Raw genomic sequence first — 17,645 nt, forward strand, 5'->3', positions numbered from 1 at the left:
CGTTACGCTCCGACGGACGCCCGCCGGCCGGCGAGCTGCTGCAGGTCTTCGACGATCTGCTTCTGCGACATCATGCTCAGGTCGATCACCTCGCGCGCCTGCGCGACGTAGTACTCGAGCTGCTCGTCGCTGCGCGCGAGCGACTTCTCGAGCGCGGCCTCGATGCGTTGCAGATGGGTCAGCAACTTGTCGTTCGACTCGCCGAACACCTGCACGGCCATCCCGAACGCATCGCCGAGGCTCGCGACCTCGACCGCGCCCGCCGTCACTTGCGCGGCCACCGAGTCGAGCTTGCGCGTTTCGGCGTCGACGGTGTCGTTGAAGCGCGCCCCGACGCGGTCGAGCAGGTCGGCCGACGTGCTGACGAGCGCGTCGATCGCGGTGCGCTGTTCGGTCGACGCGTGATTGACCGCGCCGAGCAGCGTTTCGAGCGTCGCGAGCAGGCGGCTGCGTTCCTCGAGCATCGCGGTGTCGTGTACCAGGCTGTCGGACAGGCGCTGGCGCAGCTCGGCGACGACGTCGGCCGCGGCCTTCGGCGCCTCCGACGCAGCCTGCACGAGGCGCGCGATCTCGTTGATCGTGTCGCTCGCATGCACCTGCGCCTGCGCGGTGATGTCGTTCGCGGTGCGGGCCAGCGTGTCGCAGATGTCCTGCTGGCGCGTCGCGGCCTGCGCGCTCGTGTGCGCCCATTCGTCGCGCAGCGCGGCCGCCATCGCGGCGAGCGAGTCGTTCCACGCGGCGAGGCGTTGTTCGTCGCGGGCGGCCAGTTGCGTCTGCAGGCCCGTGTGCGAATCGCGGATCGTCGACAGCAGGTCGTTCGAGCGTTGTTCGAACGTTGCAGCCTGCGTGGTCAGGTCGCGCGTCGTTTGCGCGAGTGCGTCGCAGATTTCCTGCTGACGGCCCGCACTGTGTACACCCGCACGCTGCCATTCGTCGCCGAGCTTCGCGGCCATCGCGGCCAGCGATTCGTTCCACGCGGTGAGGCGTTCCTCGTCGCGCGCCGCCAGTTGCGTCTGCAGGCCCGTGTGCGACTCGCGGATCGTCGAGAGCAGATCGTTCGAGCGCTGTTCGAAAGCCGAAGCCTGCGCGGTCAGGTCGCGCGTCGTTTGCGCGAGTGCATCGCAGATTTCCTGCTGACGGCCTGCGCTGTGCACACCTGCGCGTTGCCATTCGTCGCCGAGCTTCGCGGCCATCGCGGCCAGCGATTCGTTCCACGCAGTGAGACGTTCTTCGTCGCGCGCGGCCAGTTGGGTCTGCAGGCCCGTGTGCGACTCGCGGATCGTCGAGAGCAGATCGTTCGAGCGCTGTTCGAAAGCCGAAGCCTGTGCGGTCAGGTCGCGCGTCGTTTGCGCCAGTGCGTCGCAGATTTCCTGCTGAAGACCTGCGCTATGCACGCCTGCACGCTGCCATTCGTCACCGAGCTTCGCGGCCATCGCGGCCAGCGATTCGTTCCACGCAGTGAGACGTTCTTCGTCGCGCGCCGCCAGTTGCGTCTGCAGGCCCGTGTGCGACTCGCGGATCGTCGAGAGCAGATCGTTCGAGCGCTGTTCGAAAGCCGAAGCCTGCGCGGTCAGGTCGCGCGTCGTTTGCGCCAGTGCGTCGCAGATTTCCTGCTGACGGCCTGCGCTGTGCTCGCCCGCGCGTTGCCATTCGTCGCCCAGCTTCGCGGCCATCGCGGCGAGCGATTCGTTCCACGCGGTGAGGCGCCGTTCGTCGCGCGCGGCCAGCTCGGTCTGCAGCCCCGCGTGCGACTCGCGCATCGCGGCAAGCGTCGCGCCCGAATGGCGTTCGAACGTCGCGGCGGCCTCGCCCAGCGCACGCGCATGCTGGCCGGCCAGCGTCTCGCCGACCTGCTCCTGGCGCGCCAGCGCATCGCGCCAGGCATCCGACAGGCGGCCTTCGGTCGATTCGAGGCGCGTCGCGACGCCGTCGAGCAGGTCCGTCGAACGCTGCGCGAAGGTCTCGGTGAACTGGCCGAGCGTCGTCTGCAACTGCTGCGCGACGGCGTCGCCCGCGCGGCGCTGTTCGTCGAGCGCGCGGCTCCAGACGGCCGTCACGTTGCCGGTGGTCTTCTCGAAACCGTCCGTCAGCCCGTCGAGCTGACGCTGCACGGCGCCCGTCACGGTGTCGCGCAGCGCGGCCATCTCCTGCGCGAGCCCCGTCATCGTCGCGGCGACGACCGGCTGCAGCGCGGCACCGGCCACGCGCGCGCTTTCGGCGGCGCTTTCCTTCAGCGCGTCCCCGACATTCGACGCGAGGCCCGCATACGCGCGCTCGGTCCGATCGAAGAACGCTTGCTGGCTCTCGATCTGGCGATCGTGCAGCGCGACGCTGCGCGCCTCGAGCGACGTCATCATCGTCTGCAGGCGGTCGACCAGCGCCGGCATCACGTCGGCCTGGCGCTGCAGCAGCCGGAACGATTCGTCGCGCTGATGCGCGGACGAGTACACACGCAACGTCGTCGCGATCTTCGCGTCGAGCTGCTGGGCCGCGTCGATCCGCTCGCGGCGCACGAGCGCGGACAGCAGGCCGAGCATCGCGGACGTCGCGACGCCGGCAATCGACGTGCCGAATGCGAAGCCGAGGCCCTTCACCGGCGCGATCAGCGACGCGCGGATCGCGTCGAGATCGGTCGCGCTTTCGAGCGCGGCGCCCGTGCCCTTCAGCGTGACGACCATCCCGAGCAGCGTGCCGAGCATGCCGAGCAGCACGAGCAGGCCGACGAGATAAGGCGTGAGCGACGGGCCCGGCAGCGCGACGCGCGCGCCTTCGACCCGCGCGCGCACGGCGCCGCGCAGGCCAGGGTGCAGCGTGTCGAGCCACGTGTCGAGCTTCGCGGGCGGCTCGGTCAGGCCGGCGACCGCGTGCGACAGCGTGGCGGTGGCCTGCCGGTAGCGCAGCAGTTCCCATGCGCCGGCGACGTAGCACGCGGCGATCAGCAGCGTGACGGCCGACGCCAGCGGGTTCGACGCGACATAGCCGACGCCGATCCAGCCCACAGCGAGCAGACCGGCGACGAAGACAACGAGATCAAGGCGAATTCTGGACATAGCGTGTTGATTAGCAGGTGCGAAGGGCCGCGAGCAGCCCGTCTACCGTTTGGAACCGGACTTCGAGTTCGGCAAGCAGGATGCTTTGCATCTCGTCGCGAAACGTATCGAGCCATGCGCCTGGCACGATCGCCGCGACGGCCGGGCTGTTGACGATCGCCGCGCCGTCATCGGCGGGATCGGCCGCGGCTTCGGCATCGGCCAGCGCCTGCCGCTCCGCGTCGCGCAGCCGCCCGAAGCGCGTACCGAGCAGCGCGGGCACGGCCGACAGCAGGCTGCGCTCGCGCGCGCCGAGCACGCGCTCCATGATCGCGTCGAGCGTCGCGAGCCGCGCCATCCCGGACGAGCACGCGGCGAGCGCGACCCGCAGGCGGCCACGCAACTGGCCGATCGCCGTTTCCATGTCCTGCTGCAGGGACAGGTAACGCTGGCGGAAGTCCGCGAAATCGGCCGTGTCGGCGGCCGGCGGCGGCGGATCGCCGGGCCGGCGCCGCGCACGCGGCCGGTTGGTGGCCGTGATCGCCTGCGCGAGCTCGTGGCGCACGCGTGCGCAGTCGCGCTCGGCGTCGTAGCCGCGCACGCCGGCCGCGACGCCGGGCGGGCTCGCATTCAGCGCGGACGACAGCGTGATCGCGTCGGTCCAGCCGAGCCACTGGCTCAGCCGGTCGGACAGCGTCTGCCGGGATTCCGCGACGTCGGCATCGGCCAGGCGCGCGAGCAGCCGGACGAGCGCCGGGCCGCTCAGCGCCGGGCGCGGAGGTGCTTGCACCATGCTGCAAACCGTCAAAAAAGGCAGCAGTTTACACGTCGCCGGGAGGTCGACCGCCAGAATCGGGGAAACGCCGCCCCCCGGTGGCGCGTGCGGCACTCGCGAACGCCCGCCACACAAGGCTTGGCGGCCGGCCGGGGGTTGCTGCGGCGACGGTTCTGCCGCCCTTGCCCGCCGCCGCGTCGCCCGCCGGTTGCGAATTCGGGCCGCCGATACCCGCCGCGTTGCGCTACCATCGCAGCACCCGTCGGGCCACGCGTGCCGGCCGCGGGCTGCGCCCCCGAGACCGGGTGCCACCGACCCACAACGACAACAAACGGGCCCGGCCCGACCGCACACGATGCTTGCCAACCTCGTCACGCGCCTGCGCGACCGTTTCGGCAAACCGCCGACCCCGCAGGCCTTCGCCGAACGCCTGATCGCCACGCTGCGCGCATCGGGCGACACGCGCACCTGGCGCCACGAGGACGAGAAGGGCTGTCTCGTCCAGTCGGATGCTCCGTCGACCATCATCAACCTGCACAACCTGTTCCGCGACTACGCGGCCGCGAAGCCGTCCGAGCGCGACACCGTGCTGAAACGGCAGGCGAGCGCGATGATGCAGCACGAGATCCCCGAGGATTTCGCCGCGGCACGCGCGAAGCTGCGGCCCGTGATCCGCAGCGCGACCGAGCGCGGCGTGACCGCGCTGCAACTGGCCGGGCAGCCCGGCGTAACGGAACTGGCATTCCGGCCGCTGTGCGAGAACATCGAGATCGGCATCGCGTACGACGGCGAGTTCAACATCGCGCGCCTGCCGACCTCGACGCTCGACGAATGGGGCATCTCGTTCGACGACGCATGCGAGATCGCGATCGACAACCTGCGGGCCGAATCGTCGGCGCCGTGGGCCGCGCTGCCGAACGGGGTGTTCCTGTCGCAATTCAACGATTCCTACGACGCGGCGCGGCTGCTGCTGACCGACCTGCTCCACCGGCAGCCGATCGCCGGCGCGCCGGTCGTGATGGCACCGAACCGCGCGGTGCTGCTGCTCACCGGCGACCGCAATCCGGCCGGGCTCGCCGCCATGGTCGACCTCGCCGAACAGGCGCAGGCGCAGCCGCGCCCGCTGCCGCCGCTGATGCTGCGCTGGGACGGCACCGCGTGGCGGCGTTTCGTGCCGGAAGGGCTCGAAACGAAGCTGGCCGCGCTGCGCGTCGGCGAGCTGGCGGGCGACTACCAGGATCAGCGGATGCTCCTCGACGACGTGCATGAACGCGACGGCACCGACGTTTTCGTGGCGACCTACTCGGTGTACAAGCGCCAGGACGGCAGCCTGTTCAGCGTCGGCGTATGGAGCGACGGCGTACACACGCTGCTGCCCGAGACGGATATCGTCGCGCTCCATCGCGAGTCGACCGGACAGTCGGCCTACGTGCCGATGGCCGAGCTGCTGAACACGTGCGGCGACCTGATGACGGCCACCGGGCATCGCCCGGTGCGTTATGAAGTGAAGGGGTTTCCCGACGACACGCGGTTCGCGGCGCTGCTGGAGCGGTTCAGCGAAGCCTGATGCCGACGCGCGGTGCGCGCCGGCTGCCGGCCGCTGGAATGGCCGGCCGCCGTGCGATGCAGATCAGGAATGGAAGCGCTCAGATTCCCGCTTTCGGCGCGTTCAGGATCAGCCGCAGCCCGAGCAGCGTGATCGCGCCGGCCGCGACGCGGTCGACCCACTTCTTCGCGCGCAGGTAGAGCTCGCGCGGCCGGCGCGTGGAGAAGCACAGCGCGACGATCGTGTACCAGCCGAACTCGACGCCGAACACGAGCGGCGGCAGCGCCAGATAGCACCACAGCGGCGGATGCTGCGGGAGCAGCGCCGCGAAGATGCTGCCGTACCAGATCGCCGTCTTCGGGTTGCTGAGCTGGGTCGTGAGGCCCGTCCAGAACGACTTGCGCGCGCTGCCGCCGCCCATCGCCCGCGGATCGTCCATCGCGATCGGCCGGTCGGCGCCGCGCCAGATCTTCGACGCCATGTAGATCAGGTACGCGCCGCCCGCCACCTTGAGGCCCACGTACAGCCATTCGACGGCCTGCAGCAGCGTATAGAGCCCGGCCAGCGCGACGCCGCCGAACACGATGCCGCCGATGCCCATGCCGAGCGCGGTGGCCAGCCCGTCGCGGCGCGACAGCCCGATCGCATTGCGGGCAACCAGCACGAAGCTCGGGCCCGGAATCATCGCGCCGAGAAACAGCGCGGCCAGGATCGCGAGTACGGCAGCCGATGCGCTCATCGAAGTCTCCTTGTCGAGCGACGCCGAAGCGCCGGCGCCTGCGTGTCGTGTCCGACGGTCGAGCCGCCGATTCTGGCACGCTTTGCACATGGCCGAAAGCCGCGTGGCGCTGCTATGCTGGCCCTCTTTCCCGCCATTCGCACCATTCGCGCCGCCCGCCATGATCGAGATCCGCGCCGCCCGTCGCGCTCAATCCGGTGCCGGGCACCGCGTTTCCCGGGCGGGATTCGTCGCCCCGCGCGATCGGCCACCCTCTTCCTCTTTTCGACCGGACACCCCGTCATGCGCGTTTTCCACCTGCCCATCGTGCTCGCCTCGCTGCTCGCCGTGCTTTCGCCCGACGCCCGCGCGGCCGACCTGCCGAAGTCGATCGCCGCGCAGCTGCCGGCCGGCTACCAGCCGCTGCTCGCGCAAGCCGGGCCGGATCTCGACAACGGACGGCACAGCTTCCTCGTCGTCGTGCACCGGGCGGTCGATACGCGCGAGCAGCCGTCGCCGCGCCCGCTGCTGATCTTCGAGGAGCAGGCCGATCACGCGTTCCGGCTCGCCGCGCGCAACGACCAGGTCGTGCTGCGCGCGAACGAAGGCGGCCAGTGCGATCCGTTCGATCCCGACGATGCCGCCGACAACGGCTTCGCGGTGAAAGGCCGCTATTTCACCGTGCAGAACTTCGTCGCGTGCGGACAGCACTGGACCGACTACGTGACGTTCCGCTACGACCCGCACACGCATGGCTGGGTGTTTTCGAACCGGATCGTCACCGAATCGTTTCCGCTCGACGACCAGCCCGATCACGTCACCGTCACGCGCGCCGACGCGCACCGGCCGGTGTCGTTCGGTCAGTGGCAACGCAAGGACTGAGAACGGCGCGAACAGCGGAAGGTCGACTGCATGCCCGGCGCGCTCGCCTGCGCGCTCTGCCCACGTTCCGCTCTGGAACGGACAGCATCAGCAATCCAGGAACCTCATCATCTGCCGGCCAAGCCTTCGAGCGTCGTGAGTATCGGCGCGATCATAGCTGTCCCGAGCGCGTTGGAATATGCCAGGGCTGCCTCCTCTGTCCAAAGACCGCTGTGTGCCAATTCGTCCTCGGCCGTCCGCCGCGTCAGCAAGCGAGTATCGAATCGGATCGTGCCGACGGCCGCCCCGGCCGCGTCGAAAAGCTGTGCCGACTGGAAGCAATGGGCTCGATCGCCGATGACGAGGGGAGCCGCACCTGACAACGCCGGAACGGAGGCGCCATCCATCACGACCGCGAAAGTCAGGCCGCCCGTCGCGCCCAGTTTGGCTCTGTCGAGGTGAATCAACTGATCGAAATAGTGATGAAAACGGGTGTTCGCCCTGCCGCTGCGGTTCCACATCATCGCGGATGCGGATTCGCTCTGTCCTTGCGCGCGAACTTCCATCCGGATTTGGCTGGCGGTCTGGACAGGCGTGCCGGGCGCCAGCGCCATATCAAATATCGTGACCACGACGATCTCGCCGGAGGGCTCGGCCGGTTTTCTCCAGCCCAATGCCACCGATGCCGTCAGCCACGTGACAATGGTGGACATGAATCCGTCGAAGAATGCCGCGATCGCACTGGCGCCGACGACGTCGACCGAACCGAGATCCCGATACAGCTTGTCGATCCGCTCGAATAGTGGCCGCACGGGCGTCGGCGAGCCAAACGAGGGCACCGTGCGAAGTGCTGCGTCGAGCCCGGCATCGAAAATCGCCGCGCCAAATCGATGCACGAGTTCCCGCGTTGTCACCGGCCAACCGGAGAGCGTCGGGCCGCCCGCAGCAATCAGCCCCTCTAGCGCGGCAACCACCGCGACGGCAGCCGCGCCCGCCTGAGCCAGCACGGGGAATTCCGGCGACACGAGATAGAACCGGCCGTCCTTGCCGGCCCAGAATTCTTGTCTGGCGCCTGTCGTGACAAGAAGATTCAGGTCGTACAAGTAGTCGTCGCCAGTTCCCCGAGGCACCGGCTCTACCGTGGTCACGTCCACCGGAAACGACTCGCTTGACTCGGGACGACGGCCGGTCAGCACACATCCCGTGGTCAGTTTTCCTATGCCGTCTTCGCTCAGTGTCGGTACCATCCAGGCCAGATGTGCGGGATCGGCGGCAAGAATCGCGGGGGCCATTGCACGGGAATCGGATGCGGACGCATTCAGGAAAGGATGCGTATCGGTAAACACGGGGCCACCGCCGTTGATCCGATAGAGTTTCCGTTCGCCGAGTTGAGGTCGCGCGACAAAAGCCACGACAGCCGCACCGTCGCGCGTCATCACGGTATCGCCCGGTTTTACCTGATTCAGCGGCACCGGAACCCCAGCCCCCGAGAGGACTTCCGTGTCGCCGGTAAAGCAGCAACTGCTTGGCGGAGCCCGAAAGGGACTTCCCGGCTGACCACCGGCGGTGAACTCATAGCAGTTGCCATTCGGCATCCGTGCGGGCATGCCTCGACCATAGCTGGGAAGATAAGTGGTTTCCTGAATGGGTTTCGCCGTATCGCCGCCGACATCGTCGAGGTCGATATCGGGTTTGTCGCGCAGTGCTTCGGCATAGCCTCGCCAGTTGCTGCGATTGACCTGTGGCGGGATCGGCAGGCCCGCTGCAGTCAGTTCATCGATCAATGCATCCACTTGGGCGTCATCCGCGCCTAATGCGATGTATTTCGCATATTGGTTGAACATCTCCCAATCCGGGCTTGTCCACATACCCGCCTGGTACCACAGCTGCCGATTGATGACGTTGCCGAGCAACGCGTCGTGAAACTGCTGCCTGGCCGTTGCATGGTCGACCTGATTCAACAGATTGATCAACGGCGGAAAACTGGCTGCGAGGACGCGTGCGTAGGGCCGCGCGCAGCGGCCGCGCACCGTCGCGTTGAACGAGGCGACGTCATGATTGATTTTGTCCGCTCTCATTTGCCCTCGAATCCGACTGCCAAGATCCTGAATCGACTGGCACAGTACCGCGACAGAGAAATTCGCCCACCAGCCGTCATCGAGACCCATGTCGGACATGAGCGGCAGCAGTGGATCCGGTTGGTAATCGGCAAAGAAAATGCTGCGAAACGACGGCCCCGTTCCGAATATCTGTGAATAATTGCCGGGCAACGCTCCCTTCAGCCGATTGACCAGGAGCGCATGCAGACGGCGGCCACCGCTGTAGTCAGGCAGTAAGTTGACCAATTGCTCGATAACGGAGTCGGGAGCCGAGTCGGAAGACCCGCTCAGCCGAATCGCGGATCGTTGAACGGTAAGCAGCAAGGCAATCTCCTGGCAACGTGCGATTGAAAGAGAGTGGGGGTCGAGCCGCCGTGCGGGGGCTCGACACTTGCCGTTACGCGGAAACCGCGAACCCTTGGTTGACCATCGGGCCATTGACGAACTCGGTGATCGGATCCGGTGCCGGGGTAGGCGGTTCGATCAGGTTCCAGATGAACTGCACGAGGATGACAATGACGCCGACCACTGCAATGGCGAGACCCACCGGCCCTGCCCAGCCGACGCTGAACAACTCGAGTCCGATGAACACGACGTCCGCCAGCGCAAAAAACGTATTCAACGCTTCAAAGACAATCTCCCTCACCGCGCCCGATTTGATTGCGTCGTAAAGCATGAAGGACGACAGGATCATACCGACGACGGCCAACGCCGGCCCGATTCGCCGTGCCATGAATTCGGCGCTGCTCTCTCCGAAAATGGTCACGAATGCTTTCCCGAGTTTGCCCTCGGGAACGATCTTCCCGCCCGCCTTGAACCATGTGGCAATGTCTCCGGCGAAAGCGCGAAACGCCCCGCCTTCCGCTGCCTTGGAAAAATTCTCGAGAAATCTTCCAACGCCGATGGACATCATCTTCTGCACGCCCTTGACCAATGTCGCGAGCGCAAGCAAGCCGAGATTGATTTTCTCGATGATTTCCTTCGGTGTAAGTGGCCTGCCGGGGTTGTCGGCAAGCGAGTAAATAAGGTATCCAGCCGAGGCGCCGTAAAACACGACTGTCAACACGCCGCCGACTTTGCCTTTCCTCGAGAGCTCGCCCCATGCCTTGTATTGCTGGCCGTCCAGCCTTTGACCGATCATTCCCTGCAGCTCGGGATCCTGCGCGATCCGTGATAGGGGCTGGTTTCCCTTCTTCAATTGGTACTCGGTAATCGCGGCGGCGATGCCGTCCACCAGATTGTGAATCGAATCCGTTGTCGTGATCAGCGTCTTGAGCAGTTCCTGATTTTCCAACGCCGCTTGTTGCTGGATCTGATCCATGAGTGTCGGATCGACCTTGCCGGCGATCGCTTGCTCGATGAGGCTCGTGAGGAATGGTTTCAGATCGTCGGACCAACGTGACTTCGAGTAATTGACACCGAGCAGCGCCGCATAAGCGATGGTCATGAAACGCTGGCCGTAATTGCTGTCCGGATCCAGAACCTGCAATTTCACGTACCACTCGTACATGCGCTGGCGGACGTTATCGAACATCTTGCTGGCGACCTGGATCGACCAGGTCAACAGGTTGGCCTCGTCCGAGAGCCATGCGAAGTAGTCCGCTGCCCACTTCTTGGGGTTGTCCTGCAAGTACGGTTGCATTTCCGGAACGCCGTCGCGATAGCCCTCGATGTAGAGCGCGTTGCTCGCCTCCTGGTACGCGAGGCTCTCGTCTTTGTCGCCGCCCTTGGTATCGCCCAGCGATTTCCAGCTCTGCTTCATCGCATCGCCCTTGATGCGCTTTATCAGGTCGGCGTAAGTCGGACTGGTGCCCAGGTTGTCGTACAGCATTTGCCCGGTGCCGAGGACCGCCTTCTTCTGGAAAAAGCTCTTCTTGTCGTTGAATACTTTCTGGACGCCGCCCGGAAGCAAATAGGCATGCCCGTATATCCCTTCAATCCACTTGCTGTCCAGCGCGTTGACCAGGCATTTGTTGAAGTATCCGCCGCAGGTCGTCTGCGCGTGATCGATGGTCATCCGGTTGCCGTCCTTGTCGGTGACGACAGTCAGTGACGATATGTTATCGAGATCCTGCAGCGTGCGCGTGGCGGCATCGCCTTCGAGAGGCGTCGAGATGTGCGCAGTCGTTGCCAGCGCCGCAGCACCCTCGCGCACTTCCGCGAAAACCCTGGACCGCTGCTCGGATATCGATGGCGTGGAACTGCCGAACCAGCAATACGCTTCTTCGTCGTCAGACGTGTATTCGCCGCCAAAGGTTCGGTTTCCGGAGTAAAGCGTGATAACGAAGCTGTCTTGCGGTCCTGGTGGATCAAGTTGAGGAACCATCTCCAGCGTGGTCTCGCCTTTTTGGCGATCGACGGCTGTGACGCGAACCCGGTTGCTGACATCGACGTGGCCCAGTAAATAGGTAACGGTCAGAACATTGTCAATCCACTGCGCCTTGATGCTGAATTGATCCCAGGCAACAGACGGTGCATTCGGATCGCATTTGACAGCCGGATCGTCTTTGGTTTTCGGTTTGGGTCTGAGATACCGTTTCGTGTCGAAGACATTCGCGAGCGCAACGCCCCGGATTGCCTGAGGTGCGTCACCCGCAACCGCCAGCGTTCCCACGAAGGCCGAGCCGCATTCCGTCAGATTCAAGCGAGCGTTATAGCGTTGCCGACCGGTGCCGCCCTGCAATACCAATGAATGGTTGGAACCGTTGTACCCGATATTGTGCGCATGCACACCGTTGTGGGTCACCGCGTCTTCCAGAACAACCATCTGCCCATGCGCGACCCATGACGTGCCGTCGTAGATCTCGGTTTCGTAGATATTCTGATGGGCGCACTTGCAGTCACTTAACGAATGCTCGACTCTCGTGAGAAACATTGCAGCTCTCCTTCATTGTGAAGTGGCAAATGACGTGCGCGCAACCGTCCCTCGCGATGTTTCAGTCGCACTCACGGGAACGACGCAAAAACCCGTCGAGGTTTTGCGTCGAAACATACGCGTGAATCAATGCTGCTTTTTCAGAAATCTGGAAATCAGGGGAGTCGGAAGGCGACTCGAGAAAGGCGGGCAAGACAAAGGAAGGGCACCCCGTGGAACCCTCGTTTGAATCCATCCTCGATTATTTAATTGTCGCAATTATGCGGAACGGAATGTCCGGGCAATTGTTGTATCGTGCCGAGAAAAAGTCAATCGAAGTCGTCGCGAAATGCATTTCCCCATGCGAATCGTCATGCGTTGATGCGAGCGTCACGATTATGGCAACGGTCTGGATGATTCATGCATTTCCGGAAACTGAATTTCAAACATCCGCCGCACCTTGCCAATCGTCGTCATCGCTATCATCCCTCGACACCCTGCCTGAAAAACAGGCAGGACAGGTTGATTGCCCGGCTCGATTTGCAGTCGGCGTGAACACTTCGAGTGGCCGTTTGTTCCAGTCGGCGTGAGCAAGGCCGCGCCAACGCGAAAGAAAGCCGGGCGGTCGAAGAATTGACACCCCGCCGCCCCGGGCGATCGATGCAGGGACGCATCACGCGAATCGGGACCGCTCGCGACGCCCCGTCAACAGGTCTACCATAGGCGCTCGTCGCCCGTCGGGCGACCGCCGGCACGGCATACACCCTGCGCCCGCCCCTTCCCTCGCTGCACCTGCACAGGAGGACGTCATGACGCAACACTTCGACGCGATCGTCATCGGCACCGGGCAAGCCGGGCCGCCACTCGCCGCGCGGCTGTCCGCCGCCGGAATGAAGGTCGCGATCATCGAGCGCAGCCGCTTCGGCGGCACCTGCGTGAACACCGGCTGCATCCCGACCAAGACGCTGATCGCGAGCGCGTACGCCGCGCACCTCGCGCGGCGGGCCGGCGAATACGGCGTGTCGGTCGGCGGCCCCGTCACCGTCGACATGAAAGCCGTGAAGGCGCGCAAGGACCAGATCTCCGGCCGCTCGAACCACGGTGTCGAGCAGTGGGTGCGCGGGCTCGCGAACACCACCGTGTTCCAGGGTCACGCCCGCTTCGAGCGCGCCGATGCGGTGCGCGTGGGCGACGCGCTGCTCGAGGCGGAACGCATCTTCATCAACGTCGGCGGGCGCGCGCAGGTGCCCGCGATGCCGGGCCTCGACACGGTGCCGTACCTGACCAACTCGACGATGATGGACGTCGACTTCCTGCCCGCGCACCTCGTGATCGTCGGCGGCAGCTACGTCGGGCTCGAATTCGGCCAGATGTATCGCCGCTTCGGGTCGCGGGTCACGATCGTCGAGAAAGGCCCCCGCCTGATCCGACGCGAGGACGAAGACGTGTCGCAGGCCGTGCGCGAGATCCTCGAAGGCGAAGGGATCGACGTGCAGCTCGATGCGACCTGCCTGAGCGCACGGCGCGACGGTGACGGCATCGCGGTCGGCCTCGACTGCGCGGGCGGCGGCCGCGAGGTCGCGGGCTCGCACCTGCTGCTCGCGGTCGGACGCGTGCCGAATACCGACGATCTCGGGCTCGACCGTGCGGGTGTCGCGACCGATGCGCGCGGCTATATCGAAGTCGACGAGCAGTTGCGCACGAACGTGCCCGGCATCTGGGCGCTCGGCGACTGCAACGGGCGCGGCGCGTTCACGCATACCGCGTACAACGACTACGAGATCGTCGCGGCCAACATGCTCGATAACGATCCGCGCAAGGTGTCCGACCGCATCACGGCGTACGCGATGTATGTCGATCCGCCACTCGGCCGCATCGGCATGACGCTCGCGGAAGCGAAGCAGACGGGCCGCCGGCTGCTCGTCGGCACGCGCCCGATGACCCGCGTCGGCCGCGCGGTGGAAAAAGGCGAAAGCCTCGGGTTCATGAAGGTGATCGTCGACGCGGACAGCCATGCGATCCTCGGCGCGACGATCCTCGGCGTGACGGGCGATGAAGTCGTGCACGGGATGCTCGACGTGATGGCCGCGGGCGCGCCGTACACGACGATCAGTCGCGCGATGCACATCCATCCGACCGTGTCGGAGCTCGTGCCGACGCTGCTCCAGGATCTGCATCCGGTCGAATGACGCGCGACCCGGCGGGCGGCCGCGCACGCTGAAGCCGGTGATCGATCGCACGTTCGCGTTCGCGCTCGCGCTCGCGTTCGACGACATCGTGCACGCGCATCGATACGGGGAAACCGGCGTGCAGGCCGGGAAGATCGTCGTCGCGGTCTGAAGGGTGTCGCGAAGGCGGCGGGCGCGGCCGTTGCAGGCGGCCGCACGACCGCCGCCCGCTCAGCCTTCGAAATACCGCGGCCGGTCGATATCGGCCAGCAGCCCCGGCTGCGTCGGTGCCCAGCCGAGCGATGCGCGCGTGCGCTCGCTCGTTGCCGGCGCATCCATTCCCGCGAACATCGCGAACCAGCCGAAGTGCTCGCCGGCTTCGGCCGCCGTTTTCGCGACGACCGGCACGTCGAGCCGACGGCCGATCACGTCCGCGATGTCGCGGAACGGCACGCCCGTATCGTCGACCGCGTGATAACGCGCGCCGGCCGCGCCGCGTTCGACCGCGAGCCGGTACACGCGCGCCGCATCGAGCCGGTGCACGGCAGGCCAGCGGTTGCCGCCATCGCCGACGAAGGCCGATACCCCCTTCTCCCTCGCGAACGCGATCAGGCGCGGCACGAAGGCGTGATCGCCGTCGCCGTGCACGGACGGCGGCAGACGCACGACCGATGCGTGTACGCCGCTCGCCTCCAGCGCGACCGCGGCCGCTTCCGACGCACGCGGATAGACCGACGACACCGGCACGTGCGGATCGTCTTCCGTCGCCGCACGGCCGGGCGCGACGAGCGCGAGGCCCGACGTGACGACCAGCGGCCGCGCCGAGCCCGCGAGTGCCGCGCCGATCGTCTCGATCGCGCGACGGTCGAGTTCGCAGTTCTGCGCGAAGCGCGAGAAGTCGTGATTGAATCCCGTGTGGATCACCGCATCGGCGGCTTCGGCGCCGCGCGTGAGGCTGTCGAGGTCCTCCAGCGACCCGCGATGGACGTCGGCACCCGCCGCCGCAACCGACGCGGCCGCCGCGTCGGACCGCGCGAGACCGAGCACCGAGTGCCCGGCGGCCACGAGTTCGGCAACCACGGCAGAGCCGACGAATCCCGACGCTCCAGTAACAAAGACACGCATGTTCAGTACCTCCGGATGGCATGGAGGCTTACTATCTGTCGACGGCCGCTCGCGGTGAAGTCGTGACGGTTTACCGGTAAACGAACTAACAGGATATGGCTGACGCCCCCGACAACCTGCTCGGCGCGTACCTGCGGGACCGCCGCGAGAAACTCGACCCGGCCGCGCTCGGGTTGCCGGCCACGCGGCGCCGCACGCCGGGCCTGCGACGCGAGGAAGTCGCGCAGCGCGCGCACGTGAGTGCCGCGTGGTACACGTGGCTCGAACAGGGGCGCGGCGGCGCACCGTCGGCCGACGTGCTCGACCGGCTCGCCCGCGCACTGCTGCTGAACGACGCCGAACGCGAGCACCTGTTCCTGATCGGTGTCGGCCATCCGCCGGAGGTGCGCTATCACGCGACCGACCACGTGTCGCCGCGCGTGCAAAACGTGCTCGATTCGCTCGACGCGAGCCCCGCGATCGTGCGCTCGGCGACGTGGGACGTCGTCGCGTGGAACAACGCGGCGGCCGCGACGCTGACCGACTACGCGACGCTATCGCCGGAACGGCGCAACATCCTGCGGCTCATCTTCGTCGATCCGCACGTGCGCGGCGTGCAGGCGAATTGGGCACGCGTCGCGCAGTTCGCGGTGGGCGCGTTTCGCGCCGACGTCGCGCGCGGCGGCGCAACGCAGGCCGTGCAGGCATTCGTGGACGAGATGCGCGCGACGAGCGCCGAGTTCGACGCGCTGTGGCGCGACCACGATATTCGCTCGCACGAGGAAGGGACCAAGGAGATCCACCATCCCGCCGTCGGGCGAATCGCGCTCGAATACGCGGCGTTCGCCGTGAGCGGCAGGCCCGACCAGACGCTCGTGATCTTTACGCCGGAGACGGCGGACGATCGCGCGCGCATTCGGGCGCTTGTCGCGGCCCGCGAGAAATTCGAAATCTAGCGATTCGCGTAACAATCGCCCTCTTCGATAAACGACGAATCTCCTTGATTGTGCGACGCGCCGTCACTATCGGCGCGTCGATTGTCAGCCTCGGGGCGGCGATCCCGCGTTCTGACAGGCGACACCGCCAACGCCAAAGCCAATCGAGCCTCGACGACCGACGGCAAGCTCACTACGCGTGGCCATCGCATTCCGCACTGATCCCCAGTCGAATATTTAATTTTCACCTGGCGTAACACGCGCTTACCCTTTCGGCATCGCATCACAGGGCCACCGGCCCCTCCCTGGAGCATCCCGATGTCCGACCCCGGCACCGCGCAAGCTGTCCGCCGCCCGCATGCGGCTTCCGTGTCCTATGGCGCGCTCGCGCTGCTGGTGCTGGCCGGCCTCAACCTGCGTCCGTTCCTGACCGCGTTCGGCCCCGTGCTCGACGTCGTGCGCGCCGACACCGGCCTCGGCTTTCGCGCGGCCGCGCTGCTGACCACGCTGCCGTTCGTGCTGATGGGTGTCGTCGCCGGAGTCGGTGTCGGGCTCGCGCGACGCGTCGGCGAGCAGCGTGCGCTGACCGTCGCGCTGGCGCTGATCGCGGCGGGCTGCACCGCGCGCCTGTGGACGGGCGGCAGCGCCGGCCTGATCGCGACCGCCATCGTCGCGGGCGCCGGCGTCGCCGTGGTCCAGGCGCTCGTGCCCGGCCTCGCGAAGCGCTGGTTCGCCGGCCGGCTGCCGCTCGCGATGGGCCTCTATTCAGCCGCGCTGGTCGGCGGCGGCGCCTTCGGCGCGGTCGCGAGCCCGTGGCTCGCCGCGCACGGCGGCTGGCATCTCGCGCTCGCCGTGTGGGCCGTGCCCGCGCTCGTCACGCTCGCGCTGTGGCGCGCGAAGGCACCGCGCGACGCCGTGCACGCGACGGCCGCGACAGCACCGCTCAGCGCGTTCGCCCGCATTCCGCGCGCGTGGCAGCTCGCGCTGTTCTTCGGGCTCAGCAACAGCGGCTACGCCAGCCTCGTCGCATGGCTGCCCGCGTTCTACCGCAGCATCGGCATGAGCCCGCAAGCGAGCGGCAACCTGCTCGCGTGGATGGCGCTGTTCCAGGCGACCGGCGCGCTCGCGATGCCGCTGCTCGCCAAAGGTTCGCCCGACCGCCGTGCCGTGCTGTGGCTCACGCTCGCGCTGCAGGCGGCCGGCTTCGCCGGGTTCGCGACGCTGCCCGCGTTCGCGCCTTGGTTCTGGGTCGCATGCGTCGGCCTCGGTCTCGGCGGTTTCTTCTCGATGAGCCTGATCGTCACGCTCGACCACCTGCCCGATGCGCGGCTCGCGGGCGCGCTCGCCGCGTTCGTGCAGGGCATCGGCTTCCTGATCGTCGCGGCGAGCCCCTGGCTGATCGGCTGGCTGCGCGACGCGGGCGGCGGCTTCGCGACCGCCTGGTGGATGCATCTCGGCGTGATCGCCGCGATGGCCGCGCTGAACGCCGTGTTCTCGCCCGCCGGCTACCGGCACAGCATGGCGCGCATCACCGGCGCCGCCCGCTAAAGCCCCCC

12 protein-coding genes are annotated in these 17,645 nt (G+C 66.7%); 6 read left to right on the top strand and 6 right to left on the bottom strand.

The window, feature by feature from the left end:
• Positions 1-2 precede the first annotated feature (2 nt).
• Together PQB87_RS30355 and PQB87_RS30360 are read right to left on the bottom strand one after the other, a co-directional pair.
• Positions 3-3,050: a DUF802 domain-containing protein gene (locus PQB87_RS30355; RefSeq protein ID WP_489243163.1), complete on the bottom strand. Its 3,048-nt coding sequence runs from the start codon at positions 3,048-3,050 to the stop codon at positions 3-5.
• A gap of 10 nt (positions 3,051-3,060) precedes the next feature.
• Positions 3,061-3,822, bottom strand: coding sequence for a DUF3348 domain-containing protein (locus PQB87_RS30360; RefSeq protein WP_489243164.1), 762 nt, complete (start codon positions 3,820-3,822; stop codon positions 3,061-3,063).
• A gap of 337 nt (positions 3,823-4,159) precedes the next feature.
• Between PQB87_RS30360 and PQB87_RS30365 the strand changes: the two genes are divergently transcribed.
• Positions 4,160-5,371 carry a DUF1444 domain-containing protein gene (locus tag PQB87_RS30365; protein ID WP_489243165.1) on the top strand — a complete coding sequence of 404 codons (1,212 nt, stop codon included), beginning with the start codon at positions 4,160-4,162 and terminating at the stop codon, positions 5,369-5,371.
• A gap of 79 nt (positions 5,372-5,450) precedes the next feature.
• Here PQB87_RS30365 and PQB87_RS30370 read toward each other — a convergent pair whose 3' ends face one another.
• On the bottom strand, positions 5,451-6,089 hold the full coding sequence (locus PQB87_RS30370; RefSeq protein WP_489243166.1) for a LysE family translocator: 639 nt from the start codon (positions 6,087-6,089) through the stop codon (positions 5,451-5,453).
• 282 nt (positions 6,090-6,371) lie between these two features.
• Here PQB87_RS30370 and PQB87_RS30375 point away from each other — a divergent pair, with 282 nt between their 5' ends.
• Positions 6,372-6,950: a hypothetical protein gene (locus PQB87_RS30375; RefSeq protein WP_111939090.1), complete on the top strand. Its 579-nt coding sequence runs from the start codon at positions 6,372-6,374 to the stop codon at positions 6,948-6,950.
• 107 nt (positions 6,951-7,057) lie between these two features.
• On the opposite strand, the gene PQB87_RS30380 is transcribed toward PQB87_RS30375, so the two are convergent.
• Together PQB87_RS30380 and PQB87_RS30385 are read right to left on the bottom strand one after the other, a co-directional pair.
• The gene (locus PQB87_RS30380; protein WP_060065088.1) at positions 7,058-9,352 is read right to left on the bottom strand and encodes a Hint domain-containing protein; all 2,295 of its coding nucleotides are present in this window, start codon (positions 9,350-9,352) and stop codon (positions 7,058-7,060) included.
• A gap of 73 nt (positions 9,353-9,425) precedes the next feature.
• Entirely contained in the window at positions 9,426-11,903 is a 2,478-nt protein-coding gene (locus PQB87_RS30385; protein ID WP_233342680.1) for a phage tail family protein, read from the bottom strand.
• Between the two features lie 212 nt (positions 11,904-12,115).
• Between PQB87_RS30385 and PQB87_RS30390 the strand changes: the two genes are divergently transcribed.
• Entirely contained in the window at positions 12,116-12,472 is a 357-nt protein-coding gene (locus PQB87_RS30390) for a hypothetical protein (protein ID WP_146756260.1), read from the top strand.
• Positions 12,473-12,691: 219 nt separating this feature from the next.
• Positions 12,692-14,071 (top strand): FAD-containing oxidoreductase, encoded by a 1,380-nt coding sequence (locus tag PQB87_RS30395; RefSeq protein ID WP_489243167.1) that lies wholly within the window; start codon positions 12,692-12,694, stop codon positions 14,069-14,071.
• Positions 14,072-14,281: 210 nt separating this feature from the next.
• Here the strand turns inward: PQB87_RS30395 and PQB87_RS30400 are convergent, their stop codons facing one another.
• Positions 14,282-15,175, bottom strand: coding sequence for an SDR family oxidoreductase (locus tag PQB87_RS30400; protein WP_060317093.1), 894 nt, complete (start codon positions 15,173-15,175; stop codon positions 14,282-14,284).
• A gap of 95 nt (positions 15,176-15,270) precedes the next feature.
• Between PQB87_RS30400 and PQB87_RS30405 the strand changes: the two genes are divergently transcribed.
• Both PQB87_RS30405 and PQB87_RS30410 read left to right on the top strand, forming a co-directional pair.
• On the top strand, positions 15,271-16,110 hold the full coding sequence (locus tag PQB87_RS30405; RefSeq protein ID WP_489243168.1) for a helix-turn-helix transcriptional regulator: 840 nt from the start codon (positions 15,271-15,273) through the stop codon (positions 16,108-16,110).
• 297 nt (positions 16,111-16,407) lie between these two features.
• On the top strand, positions 16,408-17,637 hold the full coding sequence (locus tag PQB87_RS30410) for a cyanate transporter (RefSeq protein WP_489243169.1): 1,230 nt from the start codon (positions 16,408-16,410) through the stop codon (positions 17,635-17,637).
• The last annotated feature ends 8 nt before the right edge of the window (positions 17,638-17,645 follow it).

Source organism: Burkholderia sp. KL41, from assembly GCF_057005415.2.